We start from the raw sequence: 14074 nt of genomic DNA, 5'->3' as shown, positions 1-14074 counted from the left end.
GACCGGAAACCAATTTCAAACCGCCTCAATCCTCCCCAAACCATGGATAAGAACGTCTTGCAATCCATTGCGGGCATCACCATCTACCCGCTTATTTCCTTCGCCATTTTCTTCTTGTTTTTCCTGGGCTTGCTGGTGTACGTGGCGGTGGCCAGCCGGCCGCACCTGCGCGCCATGAGTGCATTGCCCCTCGCCGACAACGACCTGTACCCAACCTCGCACCCCGAACCCGACGCCTCATGCTAACCAAACGAACTGTGCTGCTGAGCATCTTGGGGTTGCTGATCGGCTACGCGGCCGCGGGCCAGTCCGCGGCGGCCGCCCCAGCCGCGGCCACTACGGCCCTTACCGGGCAGCAGGTGCTGTTCTGGGTGCTGCTGGGCTTGCTGGGTCTTTTGCTGATAGTGCTGCTGCTCACGCTGGTGGGCGTGGTGGTGCAGATGAAGCCCCAGCTGCGCCAGCTCTACGAACTCCCAACCGTGCACGACACCTGGAGCGGCCAGGTGCTGGGCCTGCTGGTGGGCGACGCCCGCCTGGTGCAGGGCGAGGTGCGCGACGAACTGATGGACCACGAGTACGACGGCATCCACGAGTTCGACAACGACCTGCCGCCGTGGTGGAAATACGGCTTCTACCTCACCATTCTCATTGCCATCGGCTACGTGGGCTACTACCACGTGCTGCAGGCCGGGCCGCTACAAACCGCCGAATACGCCGTGGAAATGCAGCAGGCGGCCCTGTTCGTGCCCGTCGGCTCCGATGACCCCAACCAGGTCACCACCTACCAGGTACTCACGGCCTCCGCCGACCTAGGCAGCGGCAAAGACCTGTTCCAAACCAACTGCGCGGCCTGCCACGGAACCAGCGGCGAGGGCAAAGTCGGCCCGAACCTGACCGACGAGTTCTGGCTGCACGGCGGCGAGGTGAACCACGTCTACAAAACCATCAAGTTCGGGGTGAACGGAAAGGGCATGGTGGCCTGGAAAGGCAAGCTCTCCAGCAAGCAGATGCTGCAGGTGAGCTCCTACGTGCTGAGCCTACAGGGAACCAAACCCGCCAATGCCAAGGAGCCGCAGGGCGAGAAAGAGGCCACTACTAAGACCGTGGCCGGGCTGTAAGCCGTCGGCCGGTCCGACACCTGCCTCCAGCCGCGCCGACTGGCCCCAAAACTCAGCAGCTTACCCTTACGACAGCCGGTCAGACGCCTACGGCGTCGGACCGGAACGCCCATCAACCTACGCCCCCATGCCCGCCACTCAGTTCAAGCCCGACGACTCGTACCGCGACTCGCTTTCGACGATAGATGCGGCCGGCAAACGGGTGTGGCTCTACCCCAAGCAGCCCGCCGGCCGCCTGTATAGCTACCGCAAATGGCTCAGCTACGGGTTTCTGGCGCTGCTGTTTGCCGGGCCGTGGCTGCGTATCAACGGGCTGCCGGTACTGCTGCTCAACCTGCCGGCCCGGAAGTTCATCATCTTCGGCCAGATCTTTTGGCCTCAGGATTTCTTCCTGCTGCTAGTAGCCACGCTCACGTTTCTGGTGTTCATCATCGTCTTCACGGTGGTGTACGGGCGGGTGTTCTGCGGCTGGGTTTGCCCGCAGACCATCTTTTTGGAGATGGTATTCCGGCGCATCGAATACTGGCTGGAAGGTGACGCACCCCAGCAGAAAGCCCTCGACCGCCGCGCACTGGACTGGGACAAGCTCTGGCGCAAAACCACCAAGCACGTGCTGTTTCTGGCCGTGTCGTTCGTCATTGCCAACACGTTTCTGGCCTACATCATCGGCACCGAAGAGCTGACGCGGATTGTCACCGACCCACCGGCGGCGCACCTGGGCGGGCTGGCCTCGCTCACGCTGTTCACGGGCGTGTTTTACGCGGTGTTTGCACGCTTCCGGGAGCAGGTGTGCACCATTGTGTGCCCCTACGGCCGTCTGCAAGGCGTATTGCTCGACAAAAACAGCCTGGTAGTGGCCTACGACTACCAGCGGGGCGAGCCGCGCGAAAAGCTACGCAAAGCCCAGGCCCGTACCGCCGGCGACTGCATCGACTGCCACCAGTGCGTGCAGGTCTGCCCCACCGGCATCGACATCCGCAACGGCGCCACCCAGCTGGAGTGCACCAACTGCACCGCCTGCATCGACGCCTGCAACGCCATCATGCTGCAGGTAAATCTGCCCCAGGGCCTGATCAGGGCCGCCTCGGTCAATGGCATTGCCAACGGTACGAAGTTCCGGTTTACGGGCCGGGTGAAAGCGCTGTCGGGGGTACTGCTGCTGCTGCTGGCGGCACTTACGGGCCTGCTGGCAACCCGGGAGAACGTGGCTGCCACGGTGTTGCGCACGCCGGGGCAGCTGTATCAGAAAACGGCCGCCGGCACCATCACCAACCTCTACAACATCTCGGTCATCAACAAAACCAACCACGCCTACCCCATCACGCTGCGGGTGCTGGAGCCGGCGCAGGGCCGCATTGCGCTGGTGGGCGGGCGGCCGCTCACGCTGCCGGCGCAGGGCATCACGGAGGGCGTGTTTTTCGCCGAGCTGCCCCGCACGGCGCTGCACCGCACCAACCAGACGCTGCGCATCGGGCTGTTCAGCGGCCAGCAGCTGGTCGCCGAAACCTCCACCAAATTCCTCGGGCCGGTGCAGTAGCACCGTCGCCGCTAACCGTTTTTCGCCATGACTTCTCTTCCCGCCAACCGTACTTTCTGGCCCTACGCCATCGTGGCCGTGTTCCTGCTGTTTGCGGGCTACATCGGCTACATGGTGCAGCAGGCCATGCGCACCCCCGTCGATCTGGTCAGCCCCGACTACTACAAGCAGGAGCTGGTGTATCAGCAGCGGCTGGAGTCGGTGGCACGCACGGCGGCGCTGCCGGCGCCGGTGGAGCTGCGCTACGAAGTGGCCGCGCACCGCCTGCTGCTGCAGCTGCCCGCAGCCCTGGCGGCGCAGGGGGCACGGGGCACGCTGCACTTTTTCCGCCCTTCCAACCAGCAGCTCGATTTCACGCTGCCGCTGCAGCTGGTGGCGGGCCGGCAGCAGCTCAGCACGGCCCGCATGCAGCCCGGCTACTGGCGCATCCGCCTCGATTTTACGGCCGGCGGACAGGCCTACTTCCTCGAAAAAACGCTGGTTCTATAACCGGTAGCACTGCCACTATGCAGCCATGAACTGCGGTTCAGAAAGCAGTCTGACGCACTGAGTGCGGGAAGTCCGCATCCATTACCCCGACTCACTCCCCAATACTCTCATCTCACTACTCCCTTATGCTCTGGGCCGGTTTCGTTTTTGGGTTGCTGGGCAGCTTCCACTGCGTGGGCATGTGCGGGGCCATTGCGCTAGCACTACCGGGCCAAGCCGGCGGCCGGCCGGGGCAGTATGTGGGTGGGCGGCTGCTCTACAACCTGGGGCGCACTACCACCTACGCCACGCTGGGGGCGGCGGCCGGCCTGCTGGGCCAGGGCCTGCGGCTGGCCGGCTGGCAGCAAAGCCTGTCCGTGGCCTCGGGCCTGCTGATTCTGCTGCTGGTGGCGGTGCCGGAGCGCTACACCGGCCGCTTCGCCGCCTTGGTTGGCCTGAACCGGCCGCTGAACTGGGTGAAAACGGCCCTAGCGTCGCAGTTTCAGCGGGCATCCTGGGGAGCACTGTTCACCACGGGCCTGCTCAACGGGCTGCTGCCCTGCGGTATGGTGTATCTGGCGCTGGCCGGAGCCCTGAGCGCGCCGGGCGTGGCCGGGGCCGCCGCCTACATGGCCTGCTTCGGGCTGGGCACCCTGCCGCTGATGCTGGGTTTGAGTTTGAGCGGCCGCATAGTGCCGCTGGCCTGGCGCATCGGTATGCGGCGGGTGGTGCCCTACGCCGCCTCGGTGCTGGCGGTGCTGTTCATCATGCGCGGGCTGGGGCTGGGCATTCCGTACCTGAGCCCGCGCCTGAGCGCTGCCGCTTCGGCCGCAGTAGCCCGGCCGGTTACGCCACCTACCGTTCATTATTGCCATTAACTGCCACAAACTTCTTCCTGTCCCGTCGCCTGATGCCTGCTTTATGAACACACTCCTTGTTCCCCTCGACCACACGGCTTCGGCCGAACACCTGCTCGCCTACGCCAACAAGCTGGCCGTGCGCTGGCCGGCCGAAATCGTGCTGCTCTACTGCCAGACCCCAGCGGCCGATGCGGCCTCCCCCGCCGCCGACTTGACCGCGGAAGAGCAGCGTCTGCGCAGCCTCGTGGAGCGCCTGCGCTACCAGCAGCTCACCCGCCAGGACGGCCGCCGCATCCGCTACCACTACCGCGTGCTCAGCGGCTGCCTCCATGACCACATAGCCGCCGAAGTAGCCCGCTGCGCCGCCCAGCTGGTGGTGATGAGCCTGGAGCACGTCGACTGCGGCCGGCAGGAAGCGCCCGGCAACCACGCCGCCGCCATTGCCGACCTCATTGCCTGCCCCGTGCTGGTGGTGCCGCCGGGCCGCCGGTCGTTGCCCAGCCGGCTGGTGTTCAGCGCCGACTTCAGCACACTGCCACTCCACACCCTTCCCCGGCTGTCGGCCCTGGCCGAGGCCTTCCCCGGCACCCTGGATCTGGTGCAGTTCTACGCACCTACTGACCGCCGGCAGCGTCTACCGCTCAAGCAAGCCCAGACCCGCGCCCTGCGCCAGCTGACCTGGCCCAACGTACAAACCCACCTGCTCGAGGATGAGGCGCCGCTGGAAGGTGTGAGCGAGTTTTGCGCCCGCCAGCAGGCCCAGCTGCTAATAGTAGCGCCTGCCAGCCGCGCCGAGCTGCTGCACTACTTCGATGCCTGCTACACCACCACGCAGGCCTACCACACGCGCATTCCGGTGCTGGTGCTGCGTAGCGCCGGCACGCCCGCGCAGGCGGTATGCTGCGGTAAGTGCGCCGAGCGGCTAACGCACGATGACGGTGCGGTGGCGGCCCTCAGCCACTTCCACCCCACTTACCACGCGTAGTCGCAGTCAGCACTCACCGCCCAAAAAGGTGCCGCCCCGACTCCCTGCCAGCACGTGCTGGCGGGAAGCCGGGGCGGCACCTTTTTGCTGAGGTCAGCCCTAAATCAGCTCCGTAATTTCGCGCACTCCTACGGGCCGCTGCCGGGTGAAGCCTTCGCCAAACTCCACCCCAATCAGATGCCCGAACTCCCGGGCGCGCGCCTCCATAAAATTGCCGAACTCCCGGCTGGAAAGGTACGTCTGCGGCTGGTTGAGGTCGGGGTTGAAAAATTGGGTATGATACGCCTGAATGGACGCCCATTTATTCGGCCAGTGGGCCGTAATATCCACCACGAAATCGGCCGGAATCTGGCGGTCCTGGATGTAGTGATACACCAGACGCGGCCGCCAGGGCAGCTGGGGCTGGCCATCGTCGCCAAGGGTTTCAATCATGCGCAGGCCACTCAGGAAGCAGGAATCTGAGGCCAGCTGCGCCCCGCGGCCGTGGTCGGGGTGGCGGTCGTGTATGGCGTTGCAGAGTACCACGTCGGGCTGGTAGCGCCGCAGGGCCGCAATAAGCGGCAGCTGATGCTCCCGGTCGTTGCGGAAGAAACCATCGGGCAGGCCCAGGTTTTCGCGGGCGTGCAGCCCCAGAATGCGGCTGGCCGCCTCAGCCTCCTCGGCCCGGATGGCCGGGGTACCGCGCGTGCCCAGCTCACCCCGGGTAAAGTCCACGATGCCGATTTTCTTGCCGGCCGCCGCTGCGCCCAGAAGCGTACCGGCCGCTGACATTTCTACATCGTCGGGGTGCGCCCCGAAAGCCAGGATATCTAGTTTCATCTTGTTGAAAGGTTGAAAAGCTGAATGGTTAAATGGCTGGCTGTTCCGACGATGCGATGAACGACCAGCCATTTAACCATTCAACTCTTACACTATTTACTTGATCCGCAGCGTCCGGCCTACGCGCAGCACGGCGGTGCCACCGTTCAGGCGCCGGATCTGGGCCTGCGACACGCCGTACTTATCGGCAATTTCCGAGAGCGTATCGCCACTACGGATTTTGTGCGACACTATGCGGCGGGCCTGGGTAGGCTTGCTGCTGCTGGCACTGGCGCTGCGTGTAGCCGCCCCCGGCACGCTCCCGCCCCGGTACTTCAGCGACTTGCTGTAGTAAGCAAACAGGCCGGAGGTAATCTGGAAGTTGTCTTTGATGAGGCGGTAATCCGGGAAGTCGTACATCTGCTCCGGGTCGATGGGGTTGCCCTCGTAGCGCACCTCGTAGTGCAGGTGCGAGCCGCTGCTGCGGCCCGTGCTGCCGCCCCGGCCAATCAGCTCCCCGGCCTTCACGAAGGTGCCCGGCGTCACGAGCGACTTCTGCATGTGGCCGTAGAGGGTTTCGATGCCGTTGTAGTGGCGGATGAGCACGTAGTTGCCGTAGCCCGAGCCGTCCCACTTCACAATGCGCACCACCCCGTCGAAAGCCGCCTTCACTGAGTCGCCGGTTTCCAGGTCCAGATCCACGCCGTAGTGCCAGCGGTAGCCCCGGAAGCCGAAATCCGACGTCATGGGCGTTTTCACCAGCGGCATTTTGGCGTAGCGCTGGCGCTCCGGCTCCGTGAGTTTCAGGTTGAGCGTGTCTCTGATGCGGCGGCCATCTACCCGGTAGGGATTGATGTTGTGGGTATCCCAGATGGCGTAATAACCGGCCACCTGAATCCAGGAAGAGTCAATCTGCACCTCTTCCTTCATCTCCACAATGTGCTGCCCGCCTTCGTTGAGCGTGGAGGTATCCTCACTCACGATAGACAGCTTTTTGGCCGGGTTGAAGAAGATGGATTTGGCGGCATCGGAGCCCTCGTCGGGCAGCTCTTCCGTCTGAATCAGGATGGTGGTATCGGGCCGCACGTAGCGGATGGTGGGCGACTTAATCCGGAAAAAGTCGCTCCGCTTGCCCGCAGAGCCGGCTTTCGCCTTCGGCTCCGGCGCTTTGCGGCGCTGGGCAAGCAGCTGGCCGGGCAAGCCAAGGAACAGCCCGATCAGTAGCAGCGGCAGCAGCCAGTGTTTCACAAAATGGAGCAAGGGCAAAAATTTAATGGGTGTAGCAGGGAAGCGCACAATGAGTGAATGAAGCAGTCCGCTCAACGTTCTATCAGCCTCGATAGTGTAACGCAAGCTAACTCCTTCATTCACTCCTTGGCTTCTGCACTTAGTGGTCGCCCAGGGCAGCCAAGTACCGCTCGGCATCCAAGGCGGCCATGCAGCCGGAGCCGGCCGCCGTTACGGCCTGGCGGTAGCTGAAGTCCTGCACGTCGCCGCAGGCGAATACGCCGTCCACGTTGGTTTTGGCCGTGCCGGGAATGGTTTTCAGGTAGCCCTGCTCGTCGTGGTGCAGATAGGGCTGGAAGATTTTCGAGTTCGGGTCGTGGCCGATGGCCACAAAGAAGCCCTCAATGACCAGGTCGCGGGTGGTGCCGTCGAGCACGTTTTTCACGCGGGCACCGTCCACGGCGTGCTCGCCCAGGATTTCGTCGGTGACGGTGTTCCAAAGCACCTCAATCTTGGGATTGTCGGTCACGCGCTTCTGCATGATTTTCGAAGCCCGCATCTCGCCTTTGCGCACAATCATGTACACCTTGTTGCACAGGTTGGCCAGATACGTAGCCTCCTCGGCCGCGGTGTCGCCGGCGCCCACAATGGCAACGTCTTTGCCGCGGTAGAAGAACCCGTCGCACACGGCGCAGGCCGATACGCCCGAACCGTTCAGACGCTGCTCCGAGGGCAGCCCCAGCCACTTAGCCGACGCGCCGGTAGCAATGATGATGGTATCCGCCGTCAGCTCTACCTTCTCATCCACTATCACGCGGTGCGGGTGGCCCGAGAAGTCCACCGACGTAGCAATGCCGTAGCGGATATCGGTACCGAAGCGGGCGGCCTGCTTCTTGAGGTCCTCCATCATTTCGGGCCCCATGATGCCGTCAGGGTAGCCGGGGAAGTTCTCGACGTCGTTGGTAATCGTGAGCTGGCCGCCGGGCTGCAGGCCCTGGTACATCACGGGTTTCAGGTTGGCGCGGGCCGCGTAAATAGCCGCCGTGTAGCCGGCCGGGCCGGAGCCGATAATCAGACACTTGATGTGTTCTGGGGTGGTATTCTCGCTCATTCGAGTACGTTCTGATTTTTTGGAGATGTAAAAGTAGCGTTGTAGGCCGAAAGAAGGGCATCCTTCTCATCGGGCCAGTCATTAGCATCGGCCTCGGTCAGTTGCCCATCACACTGGCTGACCCGCGTAAGCATGCGTCCCCGCCGAAATACCAGTTGCAAGCCGTGCTCTATTTCCCAGTCGCAAGCGCACTCAACACTCAGGTATATGTCCTCGTCGCGTCGGTCCCGCCAGGATATATGTATTTCCCTCGGATGCACGTGCGCCCATACATCGGCCGGCGTGTCAATGCGGATATCCAGGTCCTCACCAACCGCTTCCACTACTTCCTGGTAATTAGCCCAGACTAAATCGGAAAGCGCCAGCCGGTCGGCCGCACCCAAAGCCAGGAAGTGCGTCAGGCACTCATCCATGTCAGCTAAGTCCGCAGCAGTAGCGCTAAGCACACCGGAAAGGACAACACTTACTGGCTGATTGTCGAAAAACGGTACGGCCACCGGTTGACTTTGCCACCAATCGTCTAAATCGGCATCTTGGAGCATCGGCCCTACAACGGTACTTTGGATGAATTTGTCCATTGCAGAACGTGATGAGTAGATTAAACAAAAAACCCCAACCGAAGGTCAGGGTTTTCTGCTACGGGGTAGAACTACTTACCCCAGATACGGCTTCAGGGCCTTGCTACGCGAAGTGTGGCGCAGGCGGCGAATGGCCTTTTCCTTGATCTGGCGAACCCGCTCGCGGGTCAGGTTGAACTTCTCGCCGATTTCTTCCAGCGTGAGCGAGTGTTCCCCGTTCAGACCGAAGTAGAGCGTGATTACGTCGGCTTCGCGCTTGGTGAGCGTGCTCAGGGCGCGCTGCACTTCCTTGCGGAGCGAGTCGTTCATCAGGCCGGTGTCGGGCGATTCTTCGTCCTCATTTTCGAGTACGTCGAGCAGGCGGTTTTCTTCGCCCTGCACAAACGGAGCATCCACCGATACGTGGCGACCCGAAATCTTGAGCGTATCCACCACTTCCGAGGTGGTCAGCTCCAGTACTTCGGCAATTTCCTCGGGCGAAGGCTCACGCTCAAACTTCTGCTCCAACTCCGAGAACGACTTGCTGATTTTGTTCAGCGAGCCAACCCGGTTCAGGGGCAGACGCACGATACGACTCTGCTCGGCCAGGGCCTGCAGAATCGACTGGCGAATCCACCAAACGGCGTAGGAAATGAATTTAAAGCCCCGGGTTTCGTCGAAGCGCTTGGCGGCTTTGATCAGGCCGAGGTTGCCCTCGTTGATCAAATCGCCCAGGCTCAGGCCCTGGTTCTGGTATTGCTTGGCCACCGACACCACGAAGCGTAGGTTGGCCTTGGTGAGTTTTTCCAGCGCTTGCTGGTCACCTTCTTTGATGCGTTGCGCCAGCGTTACCTCCTCGTCGGGGGTTAACAGATCCACCTTGCCAATCTCCTGGAGGTATTTATCCAGCGACTGGCTTTCGCGGTTGGTGATCTGCTTGCTGATTTTTAGCTGTCTCATTGCGGGCGCGAGAGAGTTGAGTTGTTGATGCTAGTAAGGTCGTGTTGGTCCGGTATACGAGGGATACCCAAACGCGGGTACCGGGTCAGTTGAAAGCAACACCCCGGTACCCGCGAAAGTTCGGCGGCAGCGGTTAAGCTGCGCCGTTGGAATCAGCAGCGCGCTCCGGTTTCGGCAGCAGCACCTTGCGCGACAAGCGGTATTTGCCCGTTTTCTTGTCGATGTCGAGCAGTTTCACGTCAATCTCCTGCCCTACTTCCAGCACGCCTTCCAGCGCGGCGAGGCGCTCGTGCGATACTTCCGAAATGTGCAGCAGGCCATCTTTGCCCGGCATGATTTCCACGAACGCGCCGTACGGCTGAATGCTGCGCACCTTGCCTTTGTAGGTCTCGCCGATTTCCGGCGTGGCCGCAATGGCCCGGATCCGGTCGATGGCCGCCTGCATATCTTCCTGGTTGGAAGCGTAGATGCTTACGTGGCCTTTCTCGTCCTTCTCCTCGATGATAACCGTGGCGTTGGTGTCCTTCTGGATCTGCTGAATGACTTTGCCGCCGGGTCCGATAACGGCACCGATGTACTCCTTATCGATCAGCATCTTGTGCGAACGAGGCGTGTGAGGCTTCAGCTCAGCTGCGGGGGCCGCAATGGTCTTGGCCATCTCGCGCAGAATGTGCAGACGGCCCTCACGAGCCTGATGCAGCGCAGCCGTCATGATTTCGGCGCTCAAGCCCTGGATTTTGATATCCATCTGGCAAGCCACGATACCTTTTTCGGTGCCGGTTACTTTGAAGTCCATATCGCCGAGGTGGTCCTCATCGCCCAGAATGTCGGAAAGCACGGCGTATTCGCCGGTTTCCTTGTCCTGCACGAGGCCCATGGCAATGCCCGAAACAGCAGCGCGGATTGGAATACCAGCGTCCATCAAGGCCATTGAGCCAGCGCAAACGGTGGCCATCGAGCTTGAGCCGTTCGACTCCAGGATGTCCGACACGATGCGTACGGTGTAGGGGTTCTCGTCGTCGGAAGGCATTACCTTCTTCAACGAGCGTTGGGCCAGGTTGCCGTGGCCGATTTCGCGGCGGCCGGGGCCGCGGTTAGGCTTCACCTCACCGGTCGAGAAGGCCGGGAAGTTGTAGTGCAGCATGAACTTGCTGTAGCCCGAGGTCATAGCCGTGTCGATGATCTGCTCATCGAGCTTGGTGCCGAGGGCCACCGTGGTCAGCGACTGGGTTTCGCCGCGGGTGAACAGGGCCGAGCCATGGGCACCGGGCAGGTAGTTCACTTCGCTCCAGATGGGGCGGATTTCCGTGAGCTGACGACCATCGAGGCGGGTGCGCTCCTTGATCATCATGTCGCGGATAGCCTTCTTCTCCGCCGAAGAGTAGTAGCGGCCGAACATCTTCATGTCCAGCTCGGGCTGCTCTTCCAGCAGTTGCGCAGTCAGCGACTTCTTGATGGCGCCAAAACCTTCCTTACGGCCGGCTTTGCTGGGGTTGCCCGAGTGCGCCACTTTGTAGGCCTGCTCGTACACACCTTCCTGAATACGCTTCTTGAGGTCGTCGTTTTCCTCGTACTTCGGGTACTCGCGCTTCACGTGGGATTTCTCCACTTCAGCGGCCAGTTCCAGCTGCACGCGCACCTGCTCCTTGATGGCTTCGTGAGCGTAGGCAATGGCTTCCACCATTTCCTCTTCGCTTACTTCATCCATTTCACCTTCCACCATGGCTACCGAATCAGCGGTGGCACCTACAATCAGGTCGATGTCGGCGCGGGCAATGTCGGCGGTGAGGGGGTTGATTTGCAGCTTGCCGTCGATGCGGGCTACGCGAACCTCTGAGATGGGGCCGGCGAAAGGAATGTCCGAAATCGAGAGGGCAGCCGAGGCGGCCAACGCGGCCAGGGCGTCAGGCTGCACGGTCTTATCGGCCGAAATCAGGGTAATCATCACTTGCACCTCGTAGTGATAGTCCTTTGGGAACATCGGGCGCAGGATACGGTCTACGATACGGCACACCAGGATTTCGGCATCCGAGAGGCGGCCTTCGCGGCGCTGGAACGAGCCGGGAATGTTGCCGGCACCGCCGAATTTCTCCTGGTAGTCAACCGACAGGGGCAGGAAATCCACGTCGCCGCGCGAGCTGGGCTGCGACACGACCGTTGCCAGCAGCATGGCGTCGCCGAGGCGCACCACAACGGCGCCGTCGGCGAATTTGGCCAGTTTGCCGGTTTCGATGGAAATCTGCCGCCCGTCGGGCAGCGTAATGTGTTTGGTAACCGCGGTGTAATTGGGCATCTGAGAGGGTGCTTGTGGAAAGCGTGCAGCGGGCGAGCAGCCGTAAAAACGGGGCCGGCAGCGGCCCCGTTTTGCTCTAAAGAATCTTATTCAGGAAAATCAACGCCCGAACCTAGCAAATGGTGCACTTGTTGGTTTCGGACAAAAAAAGAGCAGGGAACCTTCCGGGTTGGAAGGCTCCCTGCTCCAGGCATTGGGCTTACTTACGAATGCCCAGCTCCTTGATGATGGCGCGGTAGCGGTTGATTTCGCGGTGCTGGAGGTAGTCCAGCATGCGACGACGCTTACCAACAAGCTTCAGCAGACCCAGACGGGTCGAGAAGTCTTTCTTGTTCACTTTCAGGTGCTCGGTGAGGTGCGTGATGCGGTGCGTGAACAGCGCAATCTGAGCCTCGGCCGAACCCGTATCGGTGGCTACTTTTTGCAGGCTGTTTTTCTCGAAAATCGCCTGTTTTGCTTCGGTAGTGAGTTTCATCGGCAGATAGGTTTCCCCGTCTTTGATAGTAAGTATGAAAAAAAGAAAGCCACCCCGCATTTCGGGGTGTCGGCAAAGGTAAGGATTTATTTGATGCGTGTTGATGTGCTGATCAATGAAGTGCCCTTGCCTTGGACGAAAAAGGGCAAGGGCGTGACCATCTTCAACTTATCAGCCCATCAAACGGATTTCTTGTAGCCCCGAAATGGCCAGCGCAGCCACGCAGGCACAAAACGCCCCAGGTTCCAGTCGAGCAGGCCGGAGTCGTTGCGGGCTTGGTACAGGAAGAACAGGCCAAAAGGCAGCAGCGCCGCCGTCGACATCCACATCCCCACCGTGACGGGCATCACCCCTTCCCGCCCGTACTTCTCGCCCATAATGGACAGAATGTAGTAGACGATGAAAAACAGGATGGAAACCAGAATCGGCACGCCTAGGCCACCTTTTTTGATGATGGCTCCCAGCGGCGCGCCAATCAGGAACATCAGCAAAATGGCCACCGACTGCACGTACTTGCGGTAAACTTCGATGCGGTAGTTGCCCGACTCCTTAGCCAGATTAGCCAGCCGCTCGCCGGTGGTGCCGGCAAAGGCCCGGACATTGCGGGCCCGGTTGGTGGCCTGTTCCAGCACGCCCACGTTCAGGACCGGCAGGCGGGTTTCGGCCACCTGGATCAGCTCGGTCCGGCGGTTCTGGGCCTGGCCGGTGGTATCGAAGCGCAGGTAGGAGTAGTAGGGCGCAATCTGCTTGGGCACCTGCTCCCGCTCGGTGCGCAGGCGCCCCTGCAGCGAATCGATGTAGGACTCCAGCTGCGGAATGTTTTTCATCATTTTATTCTGAGAAAACAGCTCCACCTGTGTCCGGTTGAGGTCGAACGACTTCAGCGAAAACGTAATCATGTTGCGGTTGAAGGCCTGCCGGATGAACGTGGCCCCGGAACGACTGCGCGCATCGGGCTGCTCTACGTAGCTCTGCCCCCGAAACAGCTCCAGGCCGAGGTACTGCCCGCCAAAGCGCGTGAACATGCGGCCGGAGTCGGCCAGAATTACGCGCATGTTGCCGGAGCCCTGCGTATGGTCGTAAATCATGATGCCCATCAGGATTTCGCCGTCCTCGCCCAGCTTGTCATTCACCTTGATGGTGTAGCCGGGAATGCCGTTGTAGAAGACGCCGGGCCGGATGTCGAGGGCGAGCTTCTGCTGGCGCACGTCCCAGAGCAGGCTGAACGCTTTCAGGTTGGCTTTGGGCACAATGGCGTTGTTGAACCAGAAGGCCCCCACCATCAGCGCGAGGCTGGTGAGCAGTACCGGCCGCAGAATGCGGGTCAGCGAGATGCCCGAGGTCTTGATGGCCGTCAGCTCGTGGTGTTCGCCCAGCGTGCCAAAGGTCATCAGCGACGACAGCAATACGGCCAGCGGCAGGGCGATGGGCAGCAGCAGCACCGCAAAGTAGAACAGCAGCTGCGCCAGCACCTCGGCTCCCAGGTCCTTGCCCACTAGGTCGTCGAGGTACTTGAGCATATACTGCGTCAGCAGAATAAACTCCACTACGGCCAGCGTGAGCAGGAACGGCCCCATAAAGGCCTTCAGAATAAGCTTATCGAGTTTTTTCATACAGTAGCGGCGACCGGGCGCGCAGGCGGGAATGGGCCACAAAAAAGAGCGAAACGGAAACGAAGATACTGT

14 protein-coding genes are annotated in these 14074 nt (G+C 61.3%); 6 read left to right on the top strand and 8 right to left on the bottom strand.

All coding sequences use genetic code 11. The annotated features are described in order from the left end of the window. The first annotated feature begins 42 nt into the window (after positions 1-42). From O3303_RS05460 to O3303_RS05435, 6 genes are all read left to right on the top strand, one after another. Complete coding sequence (locus tag O3303_RS05460; protein WP_269561056.1) at positions 43-246, top strand: hypothetical protein; 204 nt, start codon at positions 43-45, stop codon at positions 244-246. Continuing rightward, positions 240-1118: a cbb3-type cytochrome c oxidase N-terminal domain-containing protein gene (locus O3303_RS05455; RefSeq protein ID WP_269561055.1), complete on the top strand. Its 879-nt coding sequence runs from the start codon at positions 240-242 to the stop codon at positions 1116-1118. Before O3303_RS05460 ends, O3303_RS05455 begins: the two co-directional genes overlap by 7 nt. Positions 1119-1245: 127 nt before the next feature. Further along, complete coding sequence (gene ccoG / locus O3303_RS05450; RefSeq protein WP_269561054.1) at positions 1246-2655, top strand: cytochrome c oxidase accessory protein CcoG; 1410 nt, start codon at positions 1246-1248, stop codon at positions 2653-2655. 27 nt (positions 2656-2682) lie between these two features. Further along, a complete protein-coding gene (locus tag O3303_RS05445; RefSeq protein ID WP_269561053.1) occupies positions 2683-3144 on the top strand; it encodes a FixH family protein in 462 nt (153 codons plus the stop codon). Positions 3145-3269: 125 nt separating this feature from the next. Next, on the top strand, positions 3270-4001 hold the full coding sequence (locus O3303_RS05440; RefSeq protein WP_269561052.1) for a sulfite exporter TauE/SafE family protein: 732 nt from the start codon (positions 3270-3272) through the stop codon (positions 3999-4001). A gap of 43 nt (positions 4002-4044) precedes the next feature. Then, entirely contained in the window at positions 4045-4968 is a 924-nt protein-coding gene (locus O3303_RS05435; protein ID WP_269561051.1) for a universal stress protein, read from the top strand. Between the two features lie 99 nt (positions 4969-5067). Here O3303_RS05435 and bshB1 read toward each other — a convergent pair whose 3' ends face one another. The 8 genes from bshB1 to O3303_RS05395 all read right to left on the bottom strand — a co-directional run bounded on the left by bshB1 (position 5068) and on the right by O3303_RS05395 (position 14002). After that, positions 5068-5787 (bottom strand): bacillithiol biosynthesis deacetylase BshB1, encoded by a 720-nt coding sequence (gene bshB1 / locus O3303_RS05430; protein ID WP_269561050.1) that lies wholly within the window; start codon positions 5785-5787, stop codon positions 5068-5070. 96 nt (positions 5788-5883) lie between these two features. After that, the gene (locus O3303_RS05425) at positions 5884-7014 is read right to left on the bottom strand and encodes a M23 family metallopeptidase (RefSeq protein ID WP_269561049.1); all 1131 of its coding nucleotides are present in this window, start codon (positions 7012-7014) and stop codon (positions 5884-5886) included. A 139-nt stretch (positions 7015-7153) separates the two neighbouring features. Continuing rightward, complete coding sequence (gene trxB / locus O3303_RS05420; RefSeq protein ID WP_269561048.1) at positions 7154-8104, bottom strand: thioredoxin-disulfide reductase; 951 nt, start codon at positions 8102-8104, stop codon at positions 7154-7156. Further along, positions 8101-8682, bottom strand: coding sequence for a DUF6985 domain-containing protein (locus O3303_RS05415; protein WP_269561047.1), 582 nt, complete (start codon positions 8680-8682; stop codon positions 8101-8103). Before O3303_RS05415 ends, trxB begins: the two co-directional genes overlap by 4 nt. A 75-nt stretch (positions 8683-8757) precedes the next feature. Continuing rightward, entirely contained in the window at positions 8758-9621 is an 864-nt protein-coding gene (locus tag O3303_RS05410; RefSeq protein WP_022823752.1) for a sigma-70 family RNA polymerase sigma factor, read from the bottom strand. 133 nt (positions 9622-9754) lie between these two features. After that, on the bottom strand, positions 9755-11914 hold the full coding sequence (pnp, locus tag O3303_RS05405; RefSeq protein WP_269561046.1) for a polyribonucleotide nucleotidyltransferase: 2160 nt from the start codon (positions 11912-11914) through the stop codon (positions 9755-9757). A gap of 199 nt (positions 11915-12113) precedes the next feature. Beyond that, a complete protein-coding gene (gene rpsO / locus O3303_RS05400) occupies positions 12114-12389 on the bottom strand; it encodes a 30S ribosomal protein S15 (protein WP_022823754.1) in 276 nt (91 codons plus the stop codon). Between the two features lie 179 nt (positions 12390-12568). Continuing rightward, positions 12569-14002, bottom strand: a complete 1434-nt coding sequence (locus tag O3303_RS05395) for an LptF/LptG family permease (protein ID WP_269561045.1) — start codon at positions 14000-14002, stop codon at positions 12569-12571. Positions 14003-14074 lie beyond the last annotated feature (72 nt).

The sequence above is a fragment of the Hymenobacter canadensis genome (assembly GCF_027359925.1).
GTDB classification, from domain to species: Bacteria; Bacteroidota; Bacteroidia; order Cytophagales; family Hymenobacteraceae; genus Hymenobacter; species Hymenobacter canadensis.
The sequence above is the reverse complement of the archived record's forward strand: the minus strand, read 5'-3'. Positions and strand labels throughout refer to the sequence as shown.

What these genes read in the sequence shown, in the direction of transcription:
- O3303_RS05410 (WP_022823752.1), bottom strand. Translation starts at nt 9,621, where the DNA reads ATGAGACAGCTAAAAATCAGCAAGCAGATCACCAACCGCGAAAGCCAG.
- bshB1 (WP_269561050.1), bottom strand. Translation starts at nt 5,787, where the DNA reads ATGAAACTAGATATCCTGGCTTTCGGGGCGCACCCCGACGATGTAGAA.
- O3303_RS05445 (WP_269561053.1), top strand. Translation starts at nt 2,683, where the DNA reads ATGACTTCTCTTCCCGCCAACCGTACTTTCTGGCCCTACGCCATCGTG.
- trxB (WP_269561048.1), bottom strand. Translation starts at nt 8,104, where the DNA reads ATGAGCGAGAATACCACCCCAGAACACATCAAGTGTCTGATTATCGGC.
- pnp (WP_269561046.1), bottom strand. Translation starts at nt 11,914, where the DNA reads ATGCCCAATTACACCGCGGTTACCAAACACATTACGCTGCCCGACGGG.
- O3303_RS05440 (WP_269561052.1), top strand. Translation starts at nt 3,270, where the DNA reads ATGCTCTGGGCCGGTTTCGTTTTTGGGTTGCTGGGCAGCTTCCACTGC.
- O3303_RS05415 (WP_269561047.1), bottom strand. Translation starts at nt 8,682, where the DNA reads ATGGACAAATTCATCCAAAGTACCGTTGTAGGGCCGATGCTCCAAGAT.
- O3303_RS05435 (WP_269561051.1), top strand. Translation starts at nt 4,045, where the DNA reads ATGAACACACTCCTTGTTCCCCTCGACCACACGGCTTCGGCCGAACAC.
- ccoG (WP_269561054.1), top strand. Translation starts at nt 1,246, where the DNA reads ATGCCCGCCACTCAGTTCAAGCCCGACGACTCGTACCGCGACTCGCTT.
- rpsO (WP_022823754.1), bottom strand. Translation starts at nt 12,389, where the DNA reads ATGAAACTCACTACCGAAGCAAAACAGGCGATTTTCGAGAAAAACAGC.
- O3303_RS05395 (WP_269561045.1), bottom strand. Translation starts at nt 14,002, where the DNA reads ATGAAAAAACTCGATAAGCTTATTCTGAAGGCCTTTATGGGGCCGTTC.
- O3303_RS05460 (WP_269561056.1), top strand. Translation starts at nt 43, where the DNA reads ATGGATAAGAACGTCTTGCAATCCATTGCGGGCATCACCATCTACCCG.
- O3303_RS05455 (WP_269561055.1), top strand. Translation starts at nt 240, where the DNA reads ATGCTAACCAAACGAACTGTGCTGCTGAGCATCTTGGGGTTGCTGATC.